Source organism: Caballeronia pedi (genome assembly GCF_001544915.2).
GTDB lineage: Bacteria > Pseudomonadota > Gammaproteobacteria > Burkholderiales > Burkholderiaceae > Caballeronia > Caballeronia pedi.
This window is the reverse complement of the sequence record NZ_FCOE02000001.1, coordinates 493,571-516,475: the sequence shown is the minus strand read 5'-3', so window position 1 is coordinate 516,475 and position 22,905 is coordinate 493,571. Positions and strand designations below refer to the sequence as shown.

General features: G+C 64.0%; 23 protein-coding genes and 1 tRNA gene. 13 read left to right on the top strand and 11 right to left on the bottom strand.

Going from position 1 to position 22,905, the window contains the following annotated elements:
- Positions 1-25 precede the first annotated feature (25 nt).
- On the top strand, positions 26-1,186 hold the full coding sequence (locus tag AWB80_RS02375; protein ID WP_061173005.1) for an ABC transporter substrate-binding protein: 1,161 nt from the start codon (positions 26-28) through the stop codon (positions 1,184-1,186).
- A 114-nt stretch (positions 1,187-1,300) separates the two neighbouring features.
- Positions 1,301-1,385: transfer RNA gene (locus tag AWB80_RS02370), tRNA-Leu, on the top strand.
- Positions 1,386-1,633: 248 nt separating this feature from the next.
- Here AWB80_RS02370 and AWB80_RS02365 read toward each other — a convergent pair.
- On the bottom strand, positions 1,634-2,053 hold the full coding sequence (locus tag AWB80_RS02365; RefSeq protein ID WP_087130926.1) for a hypothetical protein: 420 nt from the start codon (positions 2,051-2,053) through the stop codon (positions 1,634-1,636).
- A gap of 299 nt (positions 2,054-2,352) precedes the next feature.
- On the opposite strand from AWB80_RS02365, the gene AWB80_RS02360 reads away from it, so the two are divergent.
- The 4 genes from AWB80_RS02360 to AWB80_RS44305 all read left to right on the top strand — a co-directional run bounded on the left by AWB80_RS02360 (position 2,353) and on the right by AWB80_RS44305 (position 6,420).
- The gene (locus AWB80_RS02360; protein WP_061173004.1) at positions 2,353-3,924 is read left to right on the top strand and encodes a hypothetical protein; all 1,572 of its coding nucleotides are present in this window, start codon (positions 2,353-2,355) and stop codon (positions 3,922-3,924) included.
- 108 nt (positions 3,925-4,032) lie between these two features.
- On the top strand, positions 4,033-5,130 hold the full coding sequence (locus AWB80_RS02355) for a TIGR03118 family protein (protein WP_061173003.1): 1,098 nt from the start codon (positions 4,033-4,035) through the stop codon (positions 5,128-5,130).
- A 181-nt stretch (positions 5,131-5,311) separates the two neighbouring features.
- Positions 5,312-6,022 (top strand): pseudouridine synthase, encoded by a 711-nt coding sequence (locus tag AWB80_RS02350; protein ID WP_061173002.1) that lies wholly within the window; start codon positions 5,312-5,314, stop codon positions 6,020-6,022.
- A gap of 221 nt (positions 6,023-6,243) precedes the next feature.
- Positions 6,244-6,420, top strand: coding sequence for a hypothetical protein (locus AWB80_RS44305; RefSeq protein WP_167390421.1), 177 nt, complete (start codon positions 6,244-6,246; stop codon positions 6,418-6,420).
- Here AWB80_RS44305 and AWB80_RS02345 read toward each other — a convergent pair.
- Positions 6,417-7,430 carry an NAD-dependent epimerase/dehydratase family protein gene (locus AWB80_RS02345; RefSeq protein WP_061173001.1) on the bottom strand — a complete coding sequence of 338 codons (1,014 nt, stop codon included), beginning with the start codon at positions 7,428-7,430 and terminating at the stop codon, positions 6,417-6,419. The two genes, AWB80_RS44305 and AWB80_RS02345, sit on opposite strands and share 4 nt — an antisense overlap.
- A gap of 86 nt (positions 7,431-7,516) precedes the next feature.
- On the opposite strand from AWB80_RS02345, the gene AWB80_RS02340 reads away from it, so the two are divergent.
- From AWB80_RS02340 to AWB80_RS02330, 3 genes are all read left to right on the top strand, one after another.
- Positions 7,517-8,548: a CDP-6-deoxy-delta-3,4-glucoseen reductase gene (locus tag AWB80_RS02340; RefSeq protein ID WP_061173000.1), complete on the top strand. Its 1,032-nt coding sequence runs from the start codon at positions 7,517-7,519 to the stop codon at positions 8,546-8,548.
- Between the two features lie 277 nt (positions 8,549-8,825).
- A complete protein-coding gene (locus AWB80_RS02335) occupies positions 8,826-10,010 on the top strand; it encodes an acetylornithine transaminase (protein ID WP_061172999.1) in 1,185 nt (394 codons plus the stop codon).
- A complete protein-coding gene (locus AWB80_RS02330) occupies positions 10,007-10,429 on the top strand; it encodes a GNAT family acetyltransferase (protein ID WP_061172998.1) in 423 nt (140 codons plus the stop codon). Before AWB80_RS02335 ends, AWB80_RS02330 begins: the two co-directional genes overlap by 4 nt.
- 49 nt (positions 10,430-10,478) lie before the next feature.
- Here AWB80_RS02330 and AWB80_RS02325 read toward each other — a convergent pair whose 3' ends face one another.
- The 7 genes from AWB80_RS02325 to AWB80_RS02295 all read right to left on the bottom strand — a co-directional run bounded on the left by AWB80_RS02325 (position 10,479) and on the right by AWB80_RS02295 (position 17,421).
- The gene (locus AWB80_RS02325) at positions 10,479-11,183 is read right to left on the bottom strand and encodes an ABC transporter ATP-binding protein (protein WP_087130924.1); all 705 of its coding nucleotides are present in this window, start codon (positions 11,181-11,183) and stop codon (positions 10,479-10,481) included.
- A gap of 18 nt (positions 11,184-11,201) precedes the next feature.
- Entirely contained in the window at positions 11,202-11,978 is a 777-nt protein-coding gene (locus tag AWB80_RS02320; RefSeq protein ID WP_061172996.1) for an ABC transporter ATP-binding protein, read from the bottom strand.
- 16 nt (positions 11,979-11,994) lie between these two features.
- Positions 11,995-13,164 (bottom strand): ABC transporter permease subunit, encoded by a 1,170-nt coding sequence (locus AWB80_RS02315; RefSeq protein ID WP_061172995.1) that lies wholly within the window; start codon positions 13,162-13,164, stop codon positions 11,995-11,997.
- A 24-nt stretch (positions 13,165-13,188) separates the two neighbouring features.
- Positions 13,189-14,139, bottom strand: a complete 951-nt coding sequence (locus AWB80_RS02310; RefSeq protein WP_061172994.1) for a branched-chain amino acid ABC transporter permease — start codon at positions 14,137-14,139, stop codon at positions 13,189-13,191.
- A 212-nt stretch (positions 14,140-14,351) separates the two neighbouring features.
- Positions 14,352-15,572 (bottom strand): branched-chain amino acid ABC transporter substrate-binding protein, encoded by a 1,221-nt coding sequence (locus AWB80_RS02305; protein WP_061172993.1) that lies wholly within the window; start codon positions 15,570-15,572, stop codon positions 14,352-14,354.
- A 428-nt stretch (positions 15,573-16,000) separates the two neighbouring features.
- Complete coding sequence (gene ispH / locus AWB80_RS02300) at positions 16,001-16,963, bottom strand: 4-hydroxy-3-methylbut-2-enyl diphosphate reductase (protein ID WP_061172992.1); 963 nt, start codon at positions 16,961-16,963, stop codon at positions 16,001-16,003.
- A 2-nt stretch (positions 16,964-16,965) separates the two neighbouring features.
- Positions 16,966-17,421, bottom strand: coding sequence for an FKBP-type peptidyl-prolyl cis-trans isomerase (locus tag AWB80_RS02295; RefSeq protein ID WP_061172991.1), 456 nt, complete (start codon positions 17,419-17,421; stop codon positions 16,966-16,968).
- A 204-nt stretch (positions 17,422-17,625) separates the two neighbouring features.
- Between AWB80_RS02295 and radC the strand changes: the two genes are divergently transcribed.
- The 4 genes from radC to nadB all read left to right on the top strand — a co-directional run bounded on the left by radC (position 17,626) and on the right by nadB (position 20,786).
- Positions 17,626-18,363, top strand: coding sequence for a RadC family protein (gene radC / locus AWB80_RS02290; protein ID WP_061172990.1), 738 nt, complete (start codon positions 17,626-17,628; stop codon positions 18,361-18,363).
- Positions 18,364-18,588: 225 nt separating this feature from the next.
- Positions 18,589-18,822: a 50S ribosomal protein L28 gene (gene rpmB / locus AWB80_RS02285; protein WP_008351171.1), complete on the top strand. Its 234-nt coding sequence runs from the start codon at positions 18,589-18,591 to the stop codon at positions 18,820-18,822.
- Positions 18,823-18,833: 11 nt separating this feature from the next.
- A complete protein-coding gene (rpmG, locus tag AWB80_RS02280; RefSeq protein ID WP_006478046.1) occupies positions 18,834-19,001 on the top strand; it encodes a 50S ribosomal protein L33 in 168 nt (55 codons plus the stop codon).
- A gap of 186 nt (positions 19,002-19,187) precedes the next feature.
- Positions 19,188-20,786: an L-aspartate oxidase gene (gene nadB, locus AWB80_RS02275; protein WP_061172989.1), complete on the top strand. Its 1,599-nt coding sequence runs from the start codon at positions 19,188-19,190 to the stop codon at positions 20,784-20,786.
- Here the strand turns inward: nadB and nadC are convergent.
- On the bottom strand, positions 20,783-21,667 hold the full coding sequence (nadC, locus tag AWB80_RS02270) for a carboxylating nicotinate-nucleotide diphosphorylase (protein WP_061172988.1): 885 nt from the start codon (positions 21,665-21,667) through the stop codon (positions 20,783-20,785). The genes nadB and nadC overlap by 4 nt on opposite strands.
- The gene (nadA, locus tag AWB80_RS02265) at positions 21,667-22,794 is read right to left on the bottom strand and encodes a quinolinate synthase NadA (protein ID WP_061172987.1); all 1,128 of its coding nucleotides are present in this window, start codon (positions 22,792-22,794) and stop codon (positions 21,667-21,669) included. Before nadA ends, nadC begins: the two co-directional genes overlap by 1 nt.
- Between the last annotated feature and the right edge of the window lie 111 nt (positions 22,795-22,905).

Sequence of the window (22,905 nt, the reverse complement as noted above, 5' to 3'; positions counted from 1 at the left end):
ATTCCCTCCCTTGGAGACCTTTCCGATGACGTTGTCGAAGTTCACGCGCCGGCTCGTGGCCGGCGCAGCATTGTCTGTCTTGACCGCCGCCGCGCACGCGCAGTTGAAGGTTGGCATCGATCTGTCCAGCACCGGCCCCGCCGCCGCGATCGGCATCACCAGCAAGAACGCGATGCTGATGTGGCCGAAGACCATCGCCGGGCAGAACGCGGAGTACATCATCCTCGACGACGGCTCGGACCCTGGTGCGGCCGTGCGCAATATCCGCAAGCTGATCAGCGAGGACCATGTCGACGTGATCGTCGGGCCGAACATCACGCCGGCCGCGCTCGCCGCGCTCGATCCGGTCGCCGAATCCGAAACGCCGATGATCACGCTGATCGGCTCGGCATCGGTCGTCGAGCCGCAGGAAGGCAAGAAGGTGTGGGCGTTCAAGATGGCCCAGACCGATCGCGCGATGGCCGATGTGATGACGCGTTACATGGCAAATCACGGCGTGAAGACGGTCGGGTTCATCGGCTTCGCGGACAGCTACGGCGATAGCTGGCTCAACGAGTTCACCAAGTTCGCCGATCTCCGGCATATCAGGATTGTCGCGAGCGAGCGCTTCAACCGGACCGATGCGAGCGTGACCGGTCAGATTCTGAAGCTGATGGCCGCGAAGCCGGATGCCGTGCTGATCGCGGGCGCGGGCACGCCGACGGTGCTGCCGCAGCGCACGCTCGTCGAGCGCGGCTACAAGGGCGCGATCTACCAGACGCACGGCATCGCGACGCCGGAGTTCATCAAGCTCGGCGGCAAGGATGTCGAAGGCACGCTGTTCCCGACGCAGCCGGTCGTCGTTGCGCGCACGCTGCCGGCCGATCATCCGTCGAAGAAGGCGGCGCTGGCGTTCGCGAATGCGTATGAGGACAAGTACGGCAAGGGCTCCGTCACGCAATTCGCGGGCGATGCGGCCGGCGTGTATCCGCGCCTGCAAGACGCGGTGGCGCGCGCGCTCAAGACGGCCCAGCCGGGCACCAAGGAATTTCGCGTGGCGCTGCGCTCGGAACTGGAGCACGCGCATGAACTCGTCGTGCCGAACGGCGTGGTGAACACGAGCGCGACGGATCACGTCGGTCTGGATCAGCGCGCGAGCGTGATGGGCGTGATCAGGAACGGCGCGTTCACGTATCTCGCCCAGTAAATTCCGAGCTTGCGAGGACGCCGCTGTTGTTGCTTGCCGGCGCGGGCGTTTTCGGTCATAATCGCCGACTCGATTAGCTCGTTGCCATGTCTTCTCCGGTACGAGCCGATTCAGGCCCAGGTGGTGAAATTGGTAGACGCAGGGGACTCAAAATCCCCCGCCGCAAGGCGTGCCGGTTCGATTCCGGCCCTGGGCACCAGGATTTTCTGAAAAAGCCGCTCCATGTGAGCGGCTTTTTTGCGTTTGGGCGCGGTGTGTTCCGCCGCGCTGACGGATTCGCGCCCGAGCGTTTTCACTCGACGCCCGAGCGGTGTTCTGTTCTGCCATGAGACGCTTCCTTGTCCAAATAACGAAACAGCCAGTCGACCAGAACCGGTACGCCGAATCGGGCGAACGCGCAGGCGACCACGACCGGCCAATACTCCCTAAAGAATCCCAATACGAAGTTCAACATTTCGCCACCCAAGCCTTGCTTTCATTCAACCCGATTGAAAAAACGTAGTAGCCCAAAGCATCCCGCAGCGGATGCATCGGCAAGATTGCTCTGACCTCGCCACTGAACGAAGCGACGAGCAAGTATATCCACAGAAGCACGCCAATCAGAGAGGCGAAAATTCCCATATTTGCGATAACGATCGCCTGACCGATTCGCTTCCTCGACGCCCGGAGTCCGTTGCGCATTTCACCCGGCAGCACCGCCAGCGCGATGTTCAGACTGACGCTCGACGCGACGAGCGAGATCGGAAAAAATTCGTCGCGGCCGGGCTGCTTGAGTGCCACTCGCAATATGTATTCGATAGCGCCCATGAAGAGCGGCAATCCGACGATCAACTGCCGCGCCGTCGCCTCGAAGCCGTTCGATTGCATTGTCGTCATCCTTTCGTAGCCGATGACACGCAATTTCGCCGACAACGTGACACCGCGAAAGTCGTCCGAATGGCCAGCCCGTGTCGAACGTGACGCGCGCGCGAATGTGCGCAATCGCGTAGACGGACCGCAACGCACCCGCAAGAATGAGTCACCATCGGCAATCAGAATCCCGGCGCGCGGGGCATCGCGGGGATGCTTGCGCGCGCGGCGCCCGCAGTTCGGGTTGCTTAGGACTTTCCTGATGTCGTGATCCGCTCGCGCGACGCGGCGAGCCATAACTCGAAGAAGAGTACGACATGAATCGACCTGAATACTCGCTGTCTCTCGACTCCGTCATCTGCCATCGCTGCAACTTCGTGTCGCCTGCCGAGGAGGACACCTGCCCGTCCTGCGGGGCCGATCGTCAGGGCGCGATATTCACGAGTGCGGCGGAAACCCGCGCGCCATCGGCGGCCGTGCCGGTGCCGCTCGACATACTGGACTGGGACGACAGCCACTGGCTCCAGCGCATGGTGCGCCGCAGGATGTTGACGTCCTATCCGAATTTCGTCGAACCCGGCGAAACGCAAGAGACGCAACGCAAGCCCGCGCGCACGGGCATCGCGGTGCTGGTCGGCGGAGTGGTCGCGAGTCTCGCGGTCGGCGCGTATTTCTACGTGCAACTGGACGACAACGCCCCGCCCGCGAGCGTGGAACCCGGCATCAGCGTGGCCGGCCTGGTTCACGAGCGCGCAGCCGCGATCAATGCCGAGGCTTCGCGGCATGCATCGGCGATGCGGTCCAAAGCGGAATCGACGAATGCGCAGGCCGTCGCGCCCGCGTCATCGGCGATGGCGCAGGCGAACCACGCGCGAAATGAACGCGCGCCTGTCGCGCCGGCTGTTTCGGTCACCGCTCGACCGGCGACGGAAACGCCAACGGTCGTCACGCGCGCCGAGCCGCGCGCCGAGCCGCGCGTCGCAGTAGCGAGCGCGCCGGCGTCGGCATCGGTCAGCACGCTTGCGGCCGCTGCGCCGGTGAAGCCTTCCATGCCCGCAGCGCCCACGACGATACGCACCACGGCAAATCCGCCTGCGCCCAGCGTCGCACCATCGGTCGCGGTCGCCGCAGCAAAGCCCGCCACGCCGAACGTCGCGACGAGCGCGGCGGCTCCGGCAGGCGCGTCCATCGCCGCAGCAGCGCCATCGATCAAACCGGCAACGCCAGCGATCGCTTCGGCGCAGAAGCCAGAGCAGCGCACGAACGCGACGCTGAGCGTCGCGGCAAAACCAGCGGCACAGGCTAGCGAGCCACCCCGCAAATCAACCCCCGCGCCGACGCTGGCCTCGATCGAAAAGCCCGCCGCACCTCCGGCTCAACCGGTCCAGGAACCACTTCCCGCAGCCGTTGCACGCAGCATTGCCGCAGCTCAACAGGCACTCGCCAGCCGCGATCTCGCGGCCGCGCGCCGTCACATGCGCGGCCTCTATGCGAACGAGCCGCGCAGTCCGGAAATCCAGCAGCTTGCGGCCGAACTGTCGCGTCAGGAACGCGCGCGCGACAGCGCGATGGCAAGTGCCCGCACATGCGCCGCCAACGAGGACCCGGCGTGCGCGTTACGCAACGCCCGCCGCGCCGTAGCGCTCGACCCGCGCAACGCGCAAACGCAAGCGACGCTGCGCCGCGCGCTCGCCGTGCAGAACGAGACCAACACCGAGTACTTCCGCCAGGCCAGCGGAATTCCAAAGCCGCTTACGCCGACGATGGCCTTCGACGGCCACTGGCGCGCAGGCACGCGGCATGGCTCGACGTCCGACGACGACGCGCGCGTCACGCTGTTCGGCTGGGGCGTGCCGGTGGTATCGAAAGGACGCGGCGACGCGCACTGAAGCACGGCGAAACAATTCCGCCGATTGCGAACGGAATAAGCGTCCGCGCCTATCCGTTTAGAGGTGACGAAAGAACTGAAGGCGCGTCGCGCTCGAGGAGTCACCATCATGCAAACCGGATTGTGGACCCGCCTCGTCGCTTGCGCCGCCGCGGTCGTGACGTTGACGGCCCTCGCCTCGTGCGGCGGCGGCTCGGACAACAGCATGCCATCGGCCACGCGCTTCAAGATGTCGATCGTCGTGTCCGATGGCGCCGTCGCCGCGCCGCACACGGACCCGAATCTTAAGAACGGCTGGGGTGTCGCGTTCAACCCGAACGGCTTCGTGTGGGTCGCCAATAACGGCACGCAGACGGCCTCGCTCTACGACGGCAACGGCGTCGTGCAGTCGCTGGTCGTCTCGATTCCGCCGAACGCGACGGGCCCAGCGAACCCAACGGGCATCGTCTTCAACAAGGGACCGGACCTCACGCTCGCGCGCAACGGCAAGTCGGGCGTCGCGGCGTTCATCTTCGCGGGCGAAGGCGGCTCGATCACCGCGTGGGCGCCCGCGGTCGATATGACGCACGCGTTCACCGTCGTCGATGCGAGCGCCTCAGGCGCGATCTACAAAGGGCTTGCGATCGCCGCCACGGCGGCGGGCGGACATCGCCTCTACGCGACCGACTTCCACAACAACAGGATCGACGTCTTCGACGGCACGTTCACGCAGATCGTCGTGCCCGGCGGATTCAGGGACGCGCAGATTCCGGCGGGTTTCGCGCCGTTCGGCATCCAGGCGATCGGCTCGAAGATCTTCGTCACCTACGCGAAGCAGGACGCCGACGCGGAAGACGACGTGCCGGGCGCGGGCCAGGGCTTCGTCGACGTGTTCGACATCGATGGCAATCTCATGCAGCGCTTCGCCCAGAACGGTCCGCTGAACGCGCCGTGGGGTCTCGCGCAGGCGCCCGGCAACTTCGGCACGTTCAGCAACGACATTCTGGTCGGCAATTTCGGCGACGGCACGATCAACGCGTTCGATCCGACGAGCGGCGCGTTCGTCGGCCAGTTGATGAACAGCGACGGCACGACGCTCGTGCAGCGCGGCCTGTGGGGCATCGCGTTCGGCAACGGTCTGCAGGCGCAGCCGACGAACACGCTCTTCTTCGCCGCCGGGCCGAATTTCGAAGCCGATGGCGTGTACGGCCGCATCGACATGCAGTGACGCGCGCAGCGCGTTTCCCTGGGCGATGACGCCGGCCTCGGACGCCCCTTCGTCCGTATGCGCATCGCCACGCTCGGCGCCGCCCGTTGTCGGGGCGGCGCTTTTTTTGCCGACGCGAAACGCGCTCCGCGAGCGGCCAAGCGCGGCTTGCTAGAATGCGCGCTTCAACTCCGCTCATCCGATGGACCTCGAAACCCTCCTCTACTCCCAAGGCTTCGGGTCGCGCCGCCAGTGCCGCGGCATCGTGGCCGAAGGCCGCGTGCGCATCGACGGCGTCATGCGCGACGATCCGCACGCCGATCTCCCCGTCACACCCGGTCTCGAGTTCGAAGTCGACGATCATCGCTGGACGTATCGTGAAAAGGCGTACATCGCGCTGAACAAGCCCGCGGGCTATGAATGCTCGCGCGATCCGCAACATCATCTGAGCGTGTTTCATTTGTTGCCGCCGCAGCTCGTCGAGCGCGGCGTGCAGGCCGTCGGCAGGCTCGATCAGGACACGACCGGGCTGCTGCTGCTCTCCGATGACGGCGCGTTCGTACACGCGTTCACATCGCCGAAACGCAAGGTGCCGAAGGTCTATCTCGCGACCGTGCGTCATCCGCTCGACGACGCGCAACTCGCGAAACTGTGCGAAGGCGTGCTGCTGCACGGCGAAACGAAACCGAGCGCCGCGCTCGCGGCCGAACAGCGCGACGAACGGCTGCTCGAACTGACCGTGCTCGAAGGCAAATACCATCAGGTGAAGCGGATGGTCGCGGCGGCGGGAAACCGTGTGGAGAAGCTGCATCGCGAGCGCGTCGGCGGGTACGCGCTGCCCGTGTCGCTCGCCGAAGGCGCGTGGCGCTGGCTCGACGAAAGCGATCTCGCCGCTTTGCGCGGGACGCCATAACACCTCTTCTGTGCTGCCGCGCGCGTTGTGCGCGCACGACGCCATCGACAGCCCGAAAGCCCGCGCGGGCCATGACGCGCCCGACCGGCGCACATTCGACATGCAAATCAGTACAAGCCCTTAAGCACGGGCGTTGCGGCGCAGCATGCCTTCCGCGATCCGCACTCATATACTGGTCTTACGGATACCAATAATGACTATCAAAAAAGCAGGAGGGCATCATGGTCTCCCACTCGACCGCCGCGCTGGTTGCGTTCGTCGCGCTGAGCGCTGTCCTCATCGGGGTGCTGGCCGTCGTCATGCACATGCGCCACAAGTATTCGCCGAATCTCATCGGCGCATTGATCGGCGCGTTGATGTGCTTCGTCCTGCTCGAAACGATTCCGGCGCTGATCTAGCGCCGCGCGTTCGCGCGTAGGAAATCGTCGACGGTCGGATGGCGCAGCGCATAGCCCAGCTCGCGCTTCAGGCGCGCGTTGGAGAGCCGCCGCGATTCGCGCATGAACGAAAGCGTGACCGGTTCCAGAGTCGCTTCGGCGTCGCGCCGTGAAATGCGCGGCACGCGCGGCAGGCCGTATGCATCGGCCACGCGATCGAAATACTCCGCCATGCGCAGGTCGGTATCGTCAGAGGCGTTGATCACACGCTGCGGACGCCCGCGCGACAACGCGCGCACGAGAATCGCCGCGAGATCGTCGGCGTGAACGTGATTCGTGTAGACGTCGTCGGATTCGACCAGCGCCGGCATGCCCTTCTCGATGCGCGCCAGCGGCAGGCGATTGGCCGCGTAAATGCCCGGAATCCGCGCGATCGACACGCGCCAGCCGCTCCCGACGCCGGCCTCGCGCAACTGCCGCTCCGCCGACACGCGCCGCCGCGCGCGCTCGTTCTCGGGCCGCGCCGGACGTGTTTCGTCGATCCACGCGCCGGCGCAATCGCCATAGACGCCGCTCGTGCTCGCGTAGACGAAGCGCGTGCGCGGACCGCTCAGGCGCTTGGTCGCCGCGCGAAGGCGGTCGGGTACAATGAAAGACGATTTTCCGGCTCGATCCGGATGCAGCCAGTGGCTCCTCGCGCCACGTGCCGCCGAGCGTCGCGGGCGGCGCAACGCGGCGAGCAGCGCGCGCGTGCGGCGGTCCGCGTCGCCGTCGCGCTGAGGCGGCGCCAGATGCAGCACGTTGCGCGCGAGGCCAGCGAGCCTTTCGAGGCTGCGGCGCGCATCGAGATCGCCGGAAACGGGCGTAGCGCCCGCCGCGCGCAACTCGCCCGCGCGCTCCGGATGATGCGTGAGCGCGATCACGCGCGGCGCGCCGGCCCGCGCATGCAGAAGCGGCAGCGCGCGCATGCCGACATCGCCGCATCCGACGATCAGGACACGCGCGCGGCGAAGGTTTCGAGTGGCGATCATCCGGGCATTCTATCCGTCGCCTGAAACCCGCGTGCGGCGTCGCAAAAGACGAACGAGACAACTCCACACATCGCAGAAATCGATCTATGGCTTTTAACGTAACGCTCCGGCAAAGCGGCCGGCAGTTTCAAGTGGAACCCGACGAACCCGTGCTGAGCGCCGCGCTGCGCCAGGGCATCGGCCTGCCGTACGGCTGCAAGAACGGCGCGTGCGGTTCCTGCAAGGGCGCGGTCGTGAGCGGCGAAGTCGAGCAGGCGCCGCATTCGTCGTCGGCCTTGTCGAACGACGAAAAAACGCGCGGCCTCGCCCTCTTCTGCTGCGCGACCGCGCAGACCGACCTCGAAATCGACGTGCGCGAAGTCGCGGGCGTCGGCGACGTGCAGGTGAAAAAGCTGCCGTGCCGCGTGAACGCGCTCGAACGCCGTGCCGACGACGTCATCGAACTGAAGCTGCAACTGCCTGCCAACGAGCGCCTGCAGTACTACGCGGGTCAGTACATCGAATTTATCCTGAAGGACGGCAAGCGCCGCAGCTATTCGATGGCGAGCCCGCCGCATCACGAAGGCCCGCTCGAACTGCATATCCGCCATATGCCGGGCGGCACTTTCACGGATCACGTGTTCGGCGCGATGAAGGAGCGCGACATCCTGCGCTTCGAGGGTCCGCTCGGCACGTTTTTCCTGCGTGATGAATCCGAGAAACCGATCGTGCTGCTCGCGTCGGGCACGGGCTTCGCGCCGATCAAGGCGATCATCGAGCATGCGGTGTTCAAGAACCTGAACCGGCCGATGACGCTGTACTGGGGCGGCCGCCGCAAGAAGGACCTCTACATGATGGAACTCGCCACGCAATGGGCGAAGGACATCCCGAACTTCGCCTTCGTGCCGGTGCTCTCCGAGCCCGACGCGGACGACAACTGGACGGGCCGCACGGGCTTCGTTCATCGTGCTGTCATCGAGGATCTGCCAGACTTGAGCGCGTTCCAGGTGTACGCGTGCGGCGCGCCCGTGATGGTGGAATCCGCGCAGCGCGATTTCACGCAGCATCATCGCCTGCCGGAGGACGAGTTCTACGCGGATTCGTTCACCAGCGCGGCGGATCTCGCGCATCCGGTCTGATTCCGCATGAAAGCCTGCACGCGGATAAAAAATCCGCGTGCACGGTTTACAGGCGGCAACCGCTTAACGTATCCTTCGCGAATGATCAAAATCCTGAACGCACTTCGACGTCGCCGCTCGCCGCTTCCCTAGGGATGCCGCTGGCTCGTCATGCATTTGCGCTCACGGTTCGGTTTGTTCGAAGCGTACGAAATGAAGCCACGGAATTCCGTGGCTTTTGTTTTTTTCGCGCCGTCTTTTTCTTTCTCTCGCACTAGCTTTCGTGGAGCCCGCTGTCATGAATTTCAATGAGTACCCCGTTGATTCGCTGATGTACATCACGAACCGTCCCGAGATCGTGTTCACGCACGGCAAAGGTTCCTGGCTCTACGACAACACGGGCAAGCGCTATCTCGACTTCATCCAGGGCTGGGCCGTCAACTCGCTCGGCCACTGCAACGAAGGCATGATCGAGGCGATGGAAAAGCAGGCGCGCACGCTGATCAATCCTTCGCCGGCGTTCTACAACGCGCCGATGGCGCAGCTCGCGGGCCTGCTCACCGCGAACAGCTGCTTCGACAAGGTGTTCTTCGCCAACAGCGGCGCGGAAGCGAACGAAGGCGCGATCAAACTCGCGCGCAAGTGGGGCAAGAAGTTCAGGAACGGCGCGTACGAAATCATCACGTTCGATCACAGCTTTCACGGCCGCACGATCGCGACGATGTCCGCGAGCGGCAAGGCCGGCTGGGACACGATCTACGCGCCGCAAGTGCCGGGCTTTCCGAAGGCCGATCTCAACGATATCGCGTCGGTCGAGAAGCTCATCGGCGAGAAGACCGTCGCCGTGATGCTGGAGCCGATTCAGGGCGAAGGCGGCGTGCTTCCGGCGACGCGCGAGTTCATGCAGCAACTGCGCGAGCTGACGAAGAAGCACAACCTGCTCTTGATCGTCGATGAAGTGCAAAGCGGTTGCGGCCGCGCGGGGACGTTGTTCGCGTACGAGCTGTCGGGAATCGAGCCGGACATCATGACGCTCGGCAAGGGCATCGGCGGCGGCGTGCCGCTCGCGGCGCTGCTCTCGAAGGCGGAGTTCGCGTGCTTCGAAGCGGGCGATCAGGGCGGCACCTACAACGGCAATCCACTGATGTCGGCGGTCGGTTATTCCGTGATCTCGCAGCTCGTGGCTCCGGGCTTTCTCGAAGGCGTGCGCGAGCAAGGCGAGTATCTGAAGCAGGAACTGCTGAAGCTGTCGGCGGAGCGCGGCTTCAAGGGCGAACGCGGCGAAGGCCTGTTGCGCGCGTTGCTGCTCGACAGCGACAAGGGTCCGCAGATCGTCGAGAAAGCGCGTCTGATGCAGCCCGATGGCCTGCTGCTGAACGCAGCGCGCCCGAATCTGCTGCGCTTCATGCCCGCGCTCAACGTCACGAAGGACGAGATCGACCAGATGATGGCCATGCTGCGCTCGGTGCTCGATTCGCTGTGATCATCCGCACGTTCGACACAGCCGATCGCGATGCCGTGATCGCGCTGTGGCGCGAGGTGTTTCCCGAGTACGCGGATGCATCGCGGCCGCAGCGCGATCCGGCCTTGTCGATCGCCAACAAGATGACGACGCAGCCGGAACTGTTTTTCGTCGGCCTGGCCGATGGCCGCGTGGTCGGCACGGTGATGGCCGGATACGACGGGCATCGTGGCTGGGTGTATTCGCTGGCCGTCACGCCGTTGCTGCGCGGACGCGGGTTTGGCGGCGCGCTGATGAAGCACGCGGAGGCGGCGTTGGCGAAGCTTGGGTGTCCGAAGGTGAATTTGCAGATTCTGTCGGTCAAGACGGAATTGCGCGGCTTTTATGAAAAGCTCGGCTATCGGATGGATGAAGTCGTGAGTCTGGGGAAGCGGCTTTGAAAAAAGGCCGGCTGCAAGAGCCGGCCTTTCATCGACAAACAAGCGACGCTTACTCGCCCAGATAAGCCGCTCTGACCTTCGGATCATCGAGCATGATCTTCGCATCGCCGGACATCGTGACCGTGCCCGAATCCATCACATAACCGCGATTCGCGGCCTGCAACGCGAGACGCGCGTTCTGCTCCACGAGCAGCACCGTCAGCCCTTCCGACGAAATCTCGCGCACCACTTCGAAGATCTTCTCGACCATGATCGGCGACAGACCCATCGACGGTTCGTCGAGCAGCAGCAGCTTCGGACGCGAGAGCAGCGCGCGCGCCATCGCGAGCATCTGCTGTTCGCCGCCCGAGAGCGTGCCCGCGTATTGCGACGCCCGTTCCTTCAGGCGCGGAAAGAAACCGAACATGCGCTCGGTGTCTTTCTGGATGCCGTCGGTGTCGTTGCGCAGATACGCGCCCATCTGCATGTTCTCGAGAATCGACATGCGCGCGAAGATGCCGCGGCCCTCCGGCACCATCGCGAGGCCGCGCTTGAGCAGCTCGTGCGTGGGCACGCCCTTGATCGACTGGCCCATGTACTCGATATCGCCGCCCGAGTACGGCTTGAGACCGGTGATGGCCTTCATCGTCGTGGTCTTGCCCGCGCCGTTCGCGCCGATCAGCGTAACGAGTTCGCCCTGCCCGACTTCCAGATCGACACCCTTCACCGCCTGGATGCCGCCGTAATTCACCTGTAGACCCTTGACCTTCAACATTGCGCTTGTGGTCGCCATTTAGTGCACCCCCGCACCCAGATATGCCTCGATCACCTTCGGGTCCTTCTGCACGTCCTGCGGCAGACCTTCGGCGATCACCTTGCCGTAATCGAGCACCGTCATGCGGTTGCACAATCCCATCACGAGTTTCACGTCGTGTTCGATCAAAAGAATCGTCTTGCCGTCCGAGCGGATCTTGTCGAGCAGACGCGTCAGTTCGACCTTCTCCGTCGCATTCATGCCGGCGGCCGGTTCGTCGAGCGCGAGCAGCTTCGGATCGGTCGCCAGTGCGCGTGCGATCTCCAGACGCCGCTGGTGACCGTACGACAGATTGCGCGACGTGTAGTCCGCGTATTGCAGCACGCCCACGTATTCGAGCAGTTCGAGCGCGCGCTCCTTGATCTCACGCTCTTCACGGCGCTCGGCAGGCGTCTGGAACACCGCGCCGATCAGACCATGCTTCGTGCGAACGTGACGGCCGACCATCACGTTTTCCAGCGCGGTCATGCCGCCGAAGAGGCGAATGTTCTGGAACGTGCGCGCGATGCCCGCCTTCGCCACCTGATAGACGGCGGTCGGCGTGTACGCCTGACCATCGAGCTTGAACTCGCCAGAATCGGGCGTGTACAGACCGGTGATCACGTTGAAGAAGGTCGTCTTGCCGGCGCCGTTCGGGCCGATCAAACCGTAAATCTCGCCTTCCTTGATCTGCAGGCCGACATCGGACAGCGCCTGCAAGCCGCCGAAGCGCTTGTTGACGCCCTTGACGGAAAGTCGCGTTTGTTTTTCGCTCATGTTCTGGATCTCCGCCTTATGCGCGCACCGGCTTCTTGCCGCCGCGCTTCGCGATCTTCGCGATCTTGTCTTCGTGTTTCGCGGCGGGCCACAGGCCTTCCGAGCGATACAGCATGATCAGCACCATCGCCAGACCGTAGAGCAACTGACGGATGACTTCGGTATCGACGATCTGATGGCCGAAGATGGCGTTCTGCAGCGGGCCCATCGTCGAGCGCAGGAATTCGGGGAACACGGCGAGCAGCACCGCGCCGAGAATCACGCCGGGGATGTGGCCCATGCCGCCCAGCACCACGCACGCCAGCACGACGATCGATTCCCAGAAGGTGAACGATTCCGGCGACACGAAGCCCTGGAACGCGCCGAACATCGCGCCCGACAGACCGCCGAACGACGCGCCCATCGCGAACGCGAGCAGCTTCACGTTACGGGTGTTGATGCCCATCGCCTTCGCGGCGATTTCGTCTTCGCGGATCGCCGCCCATGCGCGGCCGATGCGCGAATGCTGCAGGCGCGTACACACCCAGATCACCAGCAGCGCGCCGAGCACGAACAGGTAGTAATACATGTAGACCGACGGGAACTTCATGCCGAAGAACTCGTGTGTCTGCGACAGGTTGAAGCCCGCCACCGTCACCGGATCGATGCCCGTGATGCCCTTCGGACCGTTCGTGATGTTGATCGGCCGGTCGAGGTTGTTCATGAAGATCCGGACGATTTCCCCGAAGCCCAGCGTCACGATGGCGAGGTAGTCGCCGCGCAGACGCAAGGTCGGTGCGCCGAGCAGCACGCCGAAGGTGGCCGCGAGCGCCATCGCGCAGGGCACGATGATGAGGAACGGCACATGCAATCCGCCGGGCGCGAGCTGCGCGATCCATTCGAAATGCGTCGTCAGCTGCGGCGACGACAGCAATGCCGCCGTGTACGCGCCCACCGCGTAGAACGCGATGTAGCCCAAATCGAGCAGGCCGGCGAAACCGACCACCACGTTCAGACCCAGCGCGAGCATCACGTACAGCATCGCGAAGTCGAGCACGCGGACCCAGTAGTTGCCGCCGGCGGCGCCGATCACCATCGGTGCGGCGATCACGAACACGGCGGTGAGAATGCCGATGACGAGCGTCTTCGTCGTATTTTTCTCGGGGATGAGCGTCGTGGACGGCTCAATCGGTTGAATCGATGTCATTTTTTTGAGCTCCTCACACGGTCTTTAAGCGCGGTCCGCGACACGTTCGCCGAGCAGACCCGACGGACGGAACACGAGCACGATGATCAGCACGATGAAGGCGAACACGTCCTGGTAGTTCGACCCGAAGACGCCGCCTGTCAGATTGCCGATATAACCGGCGCCCAACTGTTCGATGAGACCCAGCAACACGCCGCCGACCATCGCGCCGCCGAGGTTGCCGATACCGCCCAGCACCGCCGCCGTGAACGCCTTCAGGCCGGGGATGAAGCCCATGTAGAAGTGCGCGTTGCCGTATTCCGACGCGATCATCACGCCCGCCAGCGCAGCGAGCGCCGAGCCGATCATGAAGGTCGCTGAGATCACGAAGTTCGGATTCACGCCCATCAGCGAGGCGTTCGCCGGGTTCTCGGCGATCGCGCGCATCGCGCGGCCGAGCTTCGTCTTGTGCACGAGGAGCAGCAAGCCGGCCATCACGATGAACGCGACCACGATGATCACGATTTCCGTCATCGAGATCACCGCGCCCGGACGGGTGTCGTCGGCGGCGATGATGTTGATCGGATCGGTCGGCAAAAGCTGCGGGAAGGCGAGCGGATTGCGGCCCCAGATCATCATCGCGACGGTCTGCAAGAGGATCGACACGCCGATCGCAGTGATCAGTGGCGCGAGACGCGGCGCTTTGCGCAGCGGCCGGTACGCGACTTTTTCGATCGTGTAGCCAACGAGCGCGCAAACGACCGCGGCGACCACGAGCGCGATCGTCAGCATGATCGGCCCGGGCAGACCGGGAACGTGATTCTGCATGACGCCGATGGCCGAGAGCGCCACCATCGCGCCGACCATCAGCACGTCCCCGTGCGCGAAGTTGATGATGCCGAGAATCCCGTACACCATCGTATAGCCCAGTGCGATGATGGCGTAGACGCTGCCAAGCACCAGACCGTTGATGATCTGCTGGATGAAAATATCCATTCAAAGCTCCTTAGCCCCGTGCGTTTCGATAACGCTTTTATCACCGGCCGATAAACCGGTGGGAAGCGAAATCTAAGCGGCACTGCGCGTACTTTTTAAAAAACCGGTAAAGGTTGAGCGCCGATCGTCCGCTCGCGGCCGGATGAGGCTGCAAGCGTTTCACGGACGGATACGAAAACGGCGCCGCCGGATAGCTGGCGCCGCCAGACTGCCTACTGCCTGATGACGTCGAGTACGTCTTTCTTCTTGTCCTTGAAGTCGTACAGCGTGATGGTCCCCGCCTTCAGATCGCCCTTGTCGTCGAATGCGATATGCCCCGTCAGACCGTTGTAGTCGGTCGTGGCGATCGCAGCCAGCACCTTGGGCGCTTCGATGGAGTTGGCGCGCTTCATTGCATCGACGATCACGTACATCGCGTCATACGTGAACGGCGCGTAAATCTGCACCGGCGTGTGAAAGCGTGCTTCGTACTTCTTTTCGAAGTCCGCTCCCTTGTCCATCTTCGGAAGCGCGAGTCCCGCCTCCGAGCAGATGATGTTTTGCACCGCGTCGCCCGCGAGCTCGGCCAGCTTGTCGGTGCAGACGCCGTCGCCGGCGAGGATCTTCGCCTTGATGCCGAGCGCCGCCGCTTCCTTCGCAAACGGGCCGCCCGTCACGTCCATGCCGCCGTACATGACGACATCCGGCTGGATGCGCTTGATCTTGGTCAGGATCGCCTTGAAGTTGCGCGCCTTTTCAGTAGTGGCCTCGCGCGCCGCGACCTTCACGCCGCCGGCCTGCGCCGTTTTCACGAATTCGTCGGCGAGTCCCCGCCCGTAGGCGCTGGCGTCGTCCACCACCACGACCTTCTTCGCATGCAGCGTCTTCATCGCGTAGCCGGCCAGCACGGGGCCTTGCAGCGCGTCGGTCGCCACGACGCGGAACGTCGTCTTGTAGCCTTGTTGCGTGTACTGCGGGTTGGTCGTCGACGGCGAAATCTGCGCGATGCCCGCATCGCTGTAGATTTTCGACGCCGGAATCGACACGCCCGAGTTCATGTGCCCGATCACCGCGACCACATGGTCGTCGACGAGTTTCTGCGCCGCTTCCGTGCCGACGCGCGGATCGGCGGCGTCGTCCTGGGCGTCGAGCACCAGATGGATGGAATGGCCGTCGATCGTCAAACCCTGCGCGCTGATCTCTTCGAGGGCGAGCCGCGCGCCGTTTTCATTGTCTTTGCCGAGATGCGCCTGCAGGCCCGTCAGGGGCGCGACGTGACCGATCTTCACGACAGTTGCCTCACTCGCCGGCGCAGGCGCGGACGCAGCCGGCGCAGCAGCGGAACTCGCTGCCGACGCTGCCGTGCTCGCCCCACCCTCATCCTTTTTGCCGCATGCGGTGACCATTGCAACCGCAGCCGCGATGGACACGGCGTGAGCAAACTTGAATCGCATCAAATAGGTCTCCTGCGCCTCTAAAAACAGTCGTCGTGAACCCTTCTGGCCTCAAGACGCGCGCATTGTAACGCTAAATATGAGACGAGCAATATTCTTGCGTGGCGGGGTTTTCCAGCATTGCAACCGCCATTTTCCGGCCATTTTCCCGCAAAGTCGCAACCGGGTTGCGATTCGATTTTGTGCAGTAGTTGCACCATAACGGAAACAGGTTTAATCGGGTGAATTTCGAGGGTTACGTTTGCTTATCGGATTTACGGGGAAGCCCTGAAGAGTTTTAGAGGAAAACGCCCATTGAATGCGCGCCCCGAAACGGTGCCTACGCTTGGTTTCGTATCTCGCGCACGGGTTCCCTAGTGCGCCGCGTGATGTGTTTCTCCAGGCGAAAAAAAAGCGCCCGGAGGCGCTTTTTCGAATAACTCGTCGAATCATTGCGGCAGTGAGAGGCCGCGCGGCAGCGGAAAGGAAATCGTCTCCTCGATGCCCTCGAGCGAGCGCACGTTGCGCACGCCGAGTTCGCGCAAGCGCGCGATGACCGCCTGCGCCAGCACTTCCGGCGCCGAGGCGCCCGCCGTCACGCCGATGCGCTTCTTGCCTTCGACCCACTGCGGATCGATCTGCGCCGGCGAATCCACCATATAGGAGGGGATGCCGCGCTTCTCGGCCACTTCGCGCAGACGGCTCGAATTCGAGCTGTTCGGGCTGCCGACGACGATCACGACATCGCATTGCGGCGCGAGGAACTTCACCGCGTCCTGGCGGTTCTGCGTCGCGTAGCAGATGTCCTGCTTCTTCGGTTCCTTGACGTCGGGATATTTGGCCTTGAGCGCGTCGATGATCGCCGAGGCGTCGTCGACGGACAGCGTGGTCTGCGTGACGTACGCGATGCGCTGCGGATCGGGCAGATCGAGCTTCAGCACGTCCTCGATATCCTCGACGAGATGCATGCCCTCGCCCGACTGCCCCATCGTGCCTTCGACTTCCGGATGGCCCTTGTGGCCGATCATCACGATATCGAAGCCTTCCTGGCGCATCTTCGCCACTTCGATATGCACCTTGGTCACGAGCGGGCAGGTGGCGTCGAACACGCGCAGACCGCGCGCTTCCGCTTCGCCGCGCACCGCTTTCGAGACGCCGTGCGCGCTGAAGATCAGCGTGGCGCCTTCGGGGACGTCGGAGAGCTCTTCGATGAAGATCGCGCCCTTCTTGCGCAGATCCGCGACGACATAAGCGTTATGGACGATCTCGTGGCGCACGTAGATGGGCGCGCCGAACAGCTTGATCGCGCGCTCGACGATTTCGATCGCGCGATCGACGCCCGCGCAGAACCCGCGCGGCTGCGCGAGCAGGATTTCGACGTCGGTCTGAACTTCGTTGAGGCTTTCAATCATGGTTACAGAATCCCGATGATTTTCACTTCGAAGACGAGCGCCTGGCCCGCGAGCGGGTGGTTGAAGTCGAACAGCGCCGCGGTCTCGCCGACTTCCTTCAGCACGCCCGCGTAGCGTCCGCCGTTCGGCGCGTTGAATTCGACGAGATCGCCGGGCGAAAAATCCTCGCCGATCATGCTGTTTTCGCGCAGCGTCGCGAGCGACACCCACTGGACGAGTTCCGGATTGCGCGGACCGAACGCCTGATCGGGCGTTAGCTGAACGGTCGAATGGTGGCCGACCTTCATGCCCTGCAGAATCTCTTCCAGGGGTTCCGCGAGCTGGCCTGCGCCGAGCAGGAGCGTCGCGGGCTTGTCGGCGAACGTGTTGACGATGTCGGCGCCATCGGCAAGCGCGAGCCGGTAATGAAGCGTGACGTGCGAACCGGGTTTCACCTCGGAGATATCGATGATGCTCATGAGTATTGGATGTGGCCGTTCATTTGAAGGCAGAGCGTGGGCTCCGCATGGGGCGGCTCTTCGGCGCGAAGCAGCGAACCGCGCGGCGCCGGTGCGAACCGGGCGCCAAAGCCGCTATTGTAAGACAGAGTTGTGTCGGGACGCGTCACGCCGCGATGTCCTGCGTGCGCTCGCCCGCGCGACAAGACGTCCCGGAGCGCAGCGATGAGCGCCGATCTGCGGCTCGTGACGCCGCCCGCAACCGACGACCCGATCATCGCGCCCCATGTGCCGATCCACAAATGGGCGCGCGGCGACCGGCCACGCGAAAGGCTGCTCGACACTGGGCCGGAGGCGTTATCGGACGCGGAACTGTTCGCCCTGTTCCTGCGCACCGGCCTGCCCGGCGCGAGCGCCGTCGATGTCGCGCGTCAGTTGCTGGGGCGCTTCGGCTCGCTGCGCGGCGTGCTGGAGGCGTCGGCGGTCGACCTGCGCGAACAGCGCGGGATCGGGCCGGCGCGCGCGGCGACCTTGCTCGCCGTGTCCGAACTGTGCCGGCGGGCGCTGGCGGAGAAAGCGCAGGATCGCGCGCTGCTGAACTCACCGGGCGCGGTCGAGGACTATCTGCGCTTGCTGATCGGTACGCGGCCCTATGAAGTATTCATCTGTTTATATCTCGACGCGCGTCATCAGTTGCTGCAAGCAGAGGAATCCGCGCGCGGTTCGCTCACGCGCGTGGCGGTCTATCCGCGTGAAATCGTGCGGCGCGCGCTCACGCTCAACGCGGCGGGGCTGATCGTCGCGCATAATCACCCGTCGGGCGGCGTCGAGCCCAGCGCCAACGACCGCCGGCTGACCAAGACGCTGCAGGACGCGCTGACGCTAATCGACGTCCGGCTGCTCGATCACATCGTCGTCGCGGCCAACGATGTCTTCTCGTTTGCGCGCCACGGCTGGCTGTAACGCACGAGAAAGCGACAAAAGGTTTGATATTGCAGCGTTTTTCCTGCTAGAATCCACGTTTGCTTTTCTCAACCCGCCTGCTCTGAACTTACGCGGTCCTCATTGGCATAACCGTGCTGCCAAGTCCCCGATCGGCAAATTGGGCGATAAGAGGCATCGAAATGAAAGCGAGTGTTTTCGTCTCGAGCGTTCGATTCAGACTCAACGTGTATTAGGAGTGTCCTCATGGCACGCGTATGCCAAGTAACTGGGAAAGGCCCGATGTCGGGCAACAATGTTTCCCACGCAAACAACAAGACCAAGCGTCGTTTCCTGCCGAACCTGCAGAACCGCCGTTTCTTCGTTGAAAGCGAAAATCGCTGGGTCCGTCTGCGCGTTTCGAACGCCGGTCTGCGCCTGATCGACAAGAACGGTATTGACGCCGTGCTCGCAGACCTGCGCGCACGCGGTGAAATCTAAGGAGCACGCATATGGCCAAGGGCGCACGCGACAAGATCAAGCTGGAATCGACCGCAGGCACGGGTCACTTCTACACGACGACCAAGAACAAGCGCAACATGCCGGAAAAGATGGCGATCAAGAAGTTCGATCCCGTCGTCCGCAAGCACGTTGAGTACAAGGAAACCAAGATCAAGTAAGCCTTGAACTTGAGAACCTGTACGAAGACAGCAAAAAGCCCCGCAAATCGCGGGGCTTTTTGTTTTTTCGCCCGCCTTTTTCACGCGCTTTACACACGATCGTGCGGGGGTTTTCACTGTCACTGATTGTTCACGCGGGGTATGCTTGCCGGCTATCGATGAGAACACGGACGGAGAACCGGCAGCATGAATTTCGATGTGGCGATCGTAGGGAGCGGGCTCGCTGGACTGAGCGTGGCGCTGAATCTGGCCGAAACGCGGCGGGTCGCGATCCTCGCCAAGCGCGCGGCGAGCGTCGGGGCGAGCGACTGGGCGCAAGGCGGCATCGCCGCCGTGCTGGACTCGGCCGACAGCGTCGATAACCACGTCGGCGATACGCTCATCGCGGGTGGCGGCCTGTGCGACGAAGCGGCGACACGCTTCATCGTCGAGAACGGGCGCGCGGCGATCGAATGGCTCATCGAGGAAGGCGTGCCCTTCACGCGCGATGTCTCCGCCGAACTCGGTTTCCATCTGACGCGCGAAGGCGGTCACAGCCATCGCCGCATCATTCACGCGGCGGACGCCACCGGCCACGCGGTGGTCACGACGCTCAGCGCGCGCGTGCGCAACCATCCGAACATCACCGTTCTCGAAGATCATTACGCGATCGATCTGATCACGTCCGACCGGCTCGGGCTGCCCGGCCACCGCTGCCACGGGCTTTACGCGCTGGATGTGAACTCGGGCCGCACGGTGACCATTCAGGCGCCACATACGGTGCTCGCAACAGGCGGCGCGGGCAAGGTCTATCTCTACACGACGAACCCCGACACCGCGACCGGCGACGGCATCGCGATGGCGTGGCGCGCGGGATGCCGCGTCGCGAACATGGAGTTCATCCAGTTCCATCCGACCTGCCTGTTCCATCCGTACGCGAAGTCGTTCCTCATTTCCGAAGCGGTGCGCGGCGAAGGCGGCGTCCTGCGTCTGCCGGACGGCACGCGCTTCATGCCCGCGCACGACGAACGCGCCGAACTCGCGCCACGCGATATCGTCGCGCGGGCGATCGACTTCGAGATCAAGAAGCGCGGCATCGACTGCGTGTATCTCGACATCAGCCATCAGCCGCGCGCGTTTCTCGAAGAACACTTTCCGACGATCCTCGCGCGCTGCCGCGAATTCGGCATCGATATCGCGAAGCAGCCGATTCCCGTCGTGCCCGCCGCGCACTACACGTGCGGCGGCGTCGTCACCGATCTCGCCGGGCGCACCGATCGTCCGGGGCTATATGCGGTCGGCGAGACGTCGTACACGGGGCTGCACGGCGCGAACCGGCTCGCGAGCAACTCGCTGCTGGAATGCCTCGTGATCGGCCGCGCGGCGGCGCACGCGATCGAAGCGGATGGTTTCTCGAACGGCTGCCACGCCGAATTGCCCGACTGGGATGAAAGCCGCGTGTCCGATCCGGACGAGGAAGTCGTCGTCGCGCACAACTGGGACGAACTACGGCGTCTCATGTGGAACTACGTGGGCATCGTGCGCACGGACAAGCGCCTCGCGCGCGCGCAGCATCGGATCGCGCTCTTGCGCGACGAGATCCACGAGTACTACGCGAACTTCAAGGTGAGCCGCGATCTGCTGGAGTTGCGCAATCTCGTCGATGTCGCGTCGCTGATCGTGGAAAGCGCGTGTTCGCGGCGCGAAAGCCGCGGTCTGCACTACAGCCGCGACTGGCCCGGGACGTTGCCGAAGGCGCTGCCGACGGTGCTGATGCCGCCGGCCGCGCGCCGTACGGCTATCTAGACGAGACGCATCGAGAAATCGGTCGCGCGCACGTCCTTCGTGAGCGCGCCGATGGAGATGCGGTCCACGCCCGTCTCAGCGATTGCGCGGACCGTGTCGAAGTTCACGCCGCCGGACACTTCGAGCAACGCGCGGCCCGCCGTGATGCGAACGGCGTCGCGCATCGTGTCGAGCGTGAAGTTGTCGAGCAGGATCGATTCCGCGCGATGTGCGAGCGCCGTTTCGAGCTGTTCGAGCGTTTCCACTTCGATCTGGACCGGCACGCCTGAATTCAGCGCGAGCGCCGCGTCCATTGCCGCACCGACGCCGCCCGCCGCCGCGATGTGGTTTTCCTTGATCAGAATGCCGTCGTAGAGCGCGAGGCGCTGGTTCGCGCCGCCGCCCACGCGCACCGCGTACTTCTGCGCGAGCCGCAAGCCCGGCAGCGTCTTGCGCGTATCGAGGATGCGAGCGCGCGTGCCTTCGATCGCATCGACATAGCGGCGCGTCGCCGTCGCCACGCCCGACAGCAGTTGCAGAAAGTTGAGCCCGTTGCGCTCCGCGGTGAGCAGCGCGCGCGACGTGCCGTGCAGCAGCACGACCGGCGAATTCGCCGCCATGCGCGCGCCTTCCCGATACTGCCATTCGACTTCGATCGACGGATCGACGCGACGCATCACTTCATCGAACCAGGGCGCGCCGCACAGCACGGCGTCCTCGCGCACGATGATGCGCGCCGTGCGCCGCGAATCGGCCGGCACGAGACGGCCGGTGACATCGCCGCTGCCGACGTCTTCATCGAGCGCATCGACGACATTGCGCGCGAGCGCCGCGTCGAACGCTGCGCCGTATTGCTTGCGGACTTCCTCGAAAATCGCCGGATACGTCGCTTCATTCGTCATTACGCGGCTCCCACGTTCGAGAACAGCGTGGTGTCCTTCGCCAGATCGCCGCTCGCCTGCACGCGCTTCTTATGACGCGCGGCGAAATCGAGCATGCGGTCGATCGGCAGGCGCGCACGCAAACCGATGGCCGGATCGACGTGAATCTCGTTGTGACCGCGCTCCAGAACCTCGGCGAGATTGGCGAGGCCGTTCATCGCCATCCACGGGCAGTGCGCGCAGCTCTTGCAGGTCGCGCTGTTGCCGGCGGTCGGCGCCTCGATGAACGTCTTGCCCGGCGCGGCGAGCCGCATCTTGTGCAGAATCCCGAGGTCGGTCGCAACGATGAAGCGCGTCGCGTCGAGCTTCACGGCGGCGTCGATCAGTTGCGTGGTCGAGCCGACGACATCCGCGAGCGCGACGACGCCTTCGGGCGATTCCGGGTGCACGAGAATTTTCGCGTCGGGATATTCGTGGCGCAGCAGATCGAGCTCGATGCCTTTGAACTCGTCGTGGACGAGACACGAACCCTGCCACAACAGCATGTCCGCACCGGTCTTCTTCTGAATGTAACCGCCCAGGTGACGGTCCGGCGCCCACAGGATCTTCTCGCCGCGCGCGTGCAGGTCCGCGACGATCTCGAGCCCGATCGACGACGTGACCATCCAGTCCGCGCGCGCCTTCACTGCCGCGCTCGTATTCGCGTACACGACGACCGTGCGGTCCGGATGCGCGTCGCAGAACGCGGAGAATTCGTCGGCGGGACAGCCGAGGTCGAGCGAACAGGTCGCGTCGAGATCAGGCATCAGCACGCGCTTGTCCGGGCTCAGGATCTTCGCCGTCTCGCCCATGAAGCGCACGCCCGCGACAACCAGCGTCTTCGCCGCGTGATCGCGGCCGAAGCGCGCCATTTCCAGCGAATCGGCGACGCAGCCGCCGGTTTCGTCGGCCAGTTCCTGGAGTTCGGCATCGACGTAATAGTGCGCGACGAGCACCGCCTCTTCCCGCTTCAGAAGCGCGCGAATGCGCTCCTTCAACTCGCGCCGCTCTTCCGGCGACGGCGCGCCGGGCACCCGCGCCCACGCCTCGCCCACCCCACACGTCAGGCCTTGCGGCCGGTCGTACTCGACACTCCTGATCGCTTCCATGTCCCTGTCCCCTGCTCCATGCCAACAACGCGATGCAAATTCGGCCGCACAAAAACAAAGACCCCGCCAGAGCGGGGTCTTGTGACGTGCTTAAATTTTAACGGATATCGC

Bases quoted from the DNA above. Each gene is read 5' to 3' on its own strand.
- AWB80_RS02375 (WP_061173005.1), top strand. From the start codon at position 26: ATGACGTTGTCGAAGTTCACGCGCCGGCTCGTGGCCGGCGCAGCATTG.
- AWB80_RS02365 (WP_087130926.1), bottom strand. From the start codon at position 2,053: ATGCAATCGAACGGCTTCGAGGCGACGGCGCGGCAGTTGATCGTCGGA.
- AWB80_RS02360 (WP_061173004.1), top strand. From the start codon at position 2,353: ATGAATCGACCTGAATACTCGCTGTCTCTCGACTCCGTCATCTGCCAT.
- AWB80_RS02355 (WP_061173003.1), top strand. From the start codon at position 4,033: ATGCAAACCGGATTGTGGACCCGCCTCGTCGCTTGCGCCGCCGCGGTC.
- AWB80_RS02350 (WP_061173002.1), top strand. From the start codon at position 5,312: ATGGACCTCGAAACCCTCCTCTACTCCCAAGGCTTCGGGTCGCGCCGC.
- AWB80_RS44305 (WP_167390421.1), top strand. From the start codon at position 6,244: ATGGTCTCCCACTCGACCGCCGCGCTGGTTGCGTTCGTCGCGCTGAGC.
- AWB80_RS02345 (WP_061173001.1), bottom strand. From the start codon at position 7,430: ATGATCGCCACTCGAAACCTTCGCCGCGCGCGTGTCCTGATCGTCGGA.
- AWB80_RS02340 (WP_061173000.1), top strand. From the start codon at position 7,517: ATGGCTTTTAACGTAACGCTCCGGCAAAGCGGCCGGCAGTTTCAAGTG.
- AWB80_RS02335 (WP_061172999.1), top strand. From the start codon at position 8,826: ATGAATTTCAATGAGTACCCCGTTGATTCGCTGATGTACATCACGAAC.
- AWB80_RS02325 (WP_087130924.1), bottom strand. From the start codon at position 11,183: ATGTTGAAGGTCAAGGGTCTACAGGTGAATTACGGCGGCATCCAGGCG.
- AWB80_RS02320 (WP_061172996.1), bottom strand. From the start codon at position 11,978: ATGAGCGAAAAACAAACGCGACTTTCCGTCAAGGGCGTCAACAAGCGC.
- AWB80_RS02315 (WP_061172995.1), bottom strand. From the start codon at position 13,164: ATGACATCGATTCAACCGATTGAGCCGTCCACGACGCTCATCCCCGAG.
- AWB80_RS02310 (WP_061172994.1), bottom strand. From the start codon at position 14,139: ATGGATATTTTCATCCAGCAGATCATCAACGGTCTGGTGCTTGGCAGC.
- AWB80_RS02305 (WP_061172993.1), bottom strand. From the start codon at position 15,572: ATGCGATTCAAGTTTGCTCACGCCGTGTCCATCGCGGCTGCGGTTGCA.
- ispH (WP_061172992.1), bottom strand. From the start codon at position 16,963: ATGATTGAAAGCCTCAACGAAGTTCAGACCGACGTCGAAATCCTGCTC.
- AWB80_RS02295 (WP_061172991.1), bottom strand. From the start codon at position 17,421: ATGAGCATCATCGATATCTCCGAGGTGAAACCCGGTTCGCACGTCACG.
- radC (WP_061172990.1), top strand. From the start codon at position 17,626: ATGAGCGCCGATCTGCGGCTCGTGACGCCGCCCGCAACCGACGACCCG.
- rpmB (WP_008351171.1), top strand. From the start codon at position 18,589: ATGGCACGCGTATGCCAAGTAACTGGGAAAGGCCCGATGTCGGGCAAC.
- rpmG (WP_006478046.1), top strand. From the start codon at position 18,834: ATGGCCAAGGGCGCACGCGACAAGATCAAGCTGGAATCGACCGCAGGC.
- nadB (WP_061172989.1), top strand. From the start codon at position 19,188: ATGAATTTCGATGTGGCGATCGTAGGGAGCGGGCTCGCTGGACTGAGC.
- nadC (WP_061172988.1), bottom strand. From the start codon at position 21,667: ATGACGAATGAAGCGACGTATCCGGCGATTTTCGAGGAAGTCCGCAAG.
- nadA (WP_061172987.1), bottom strand. From the start codon at position 22,794: ATGGAAGCGATCAGGAGTGTCGAGTACGACCGGCCGCAAGGCCTGACG.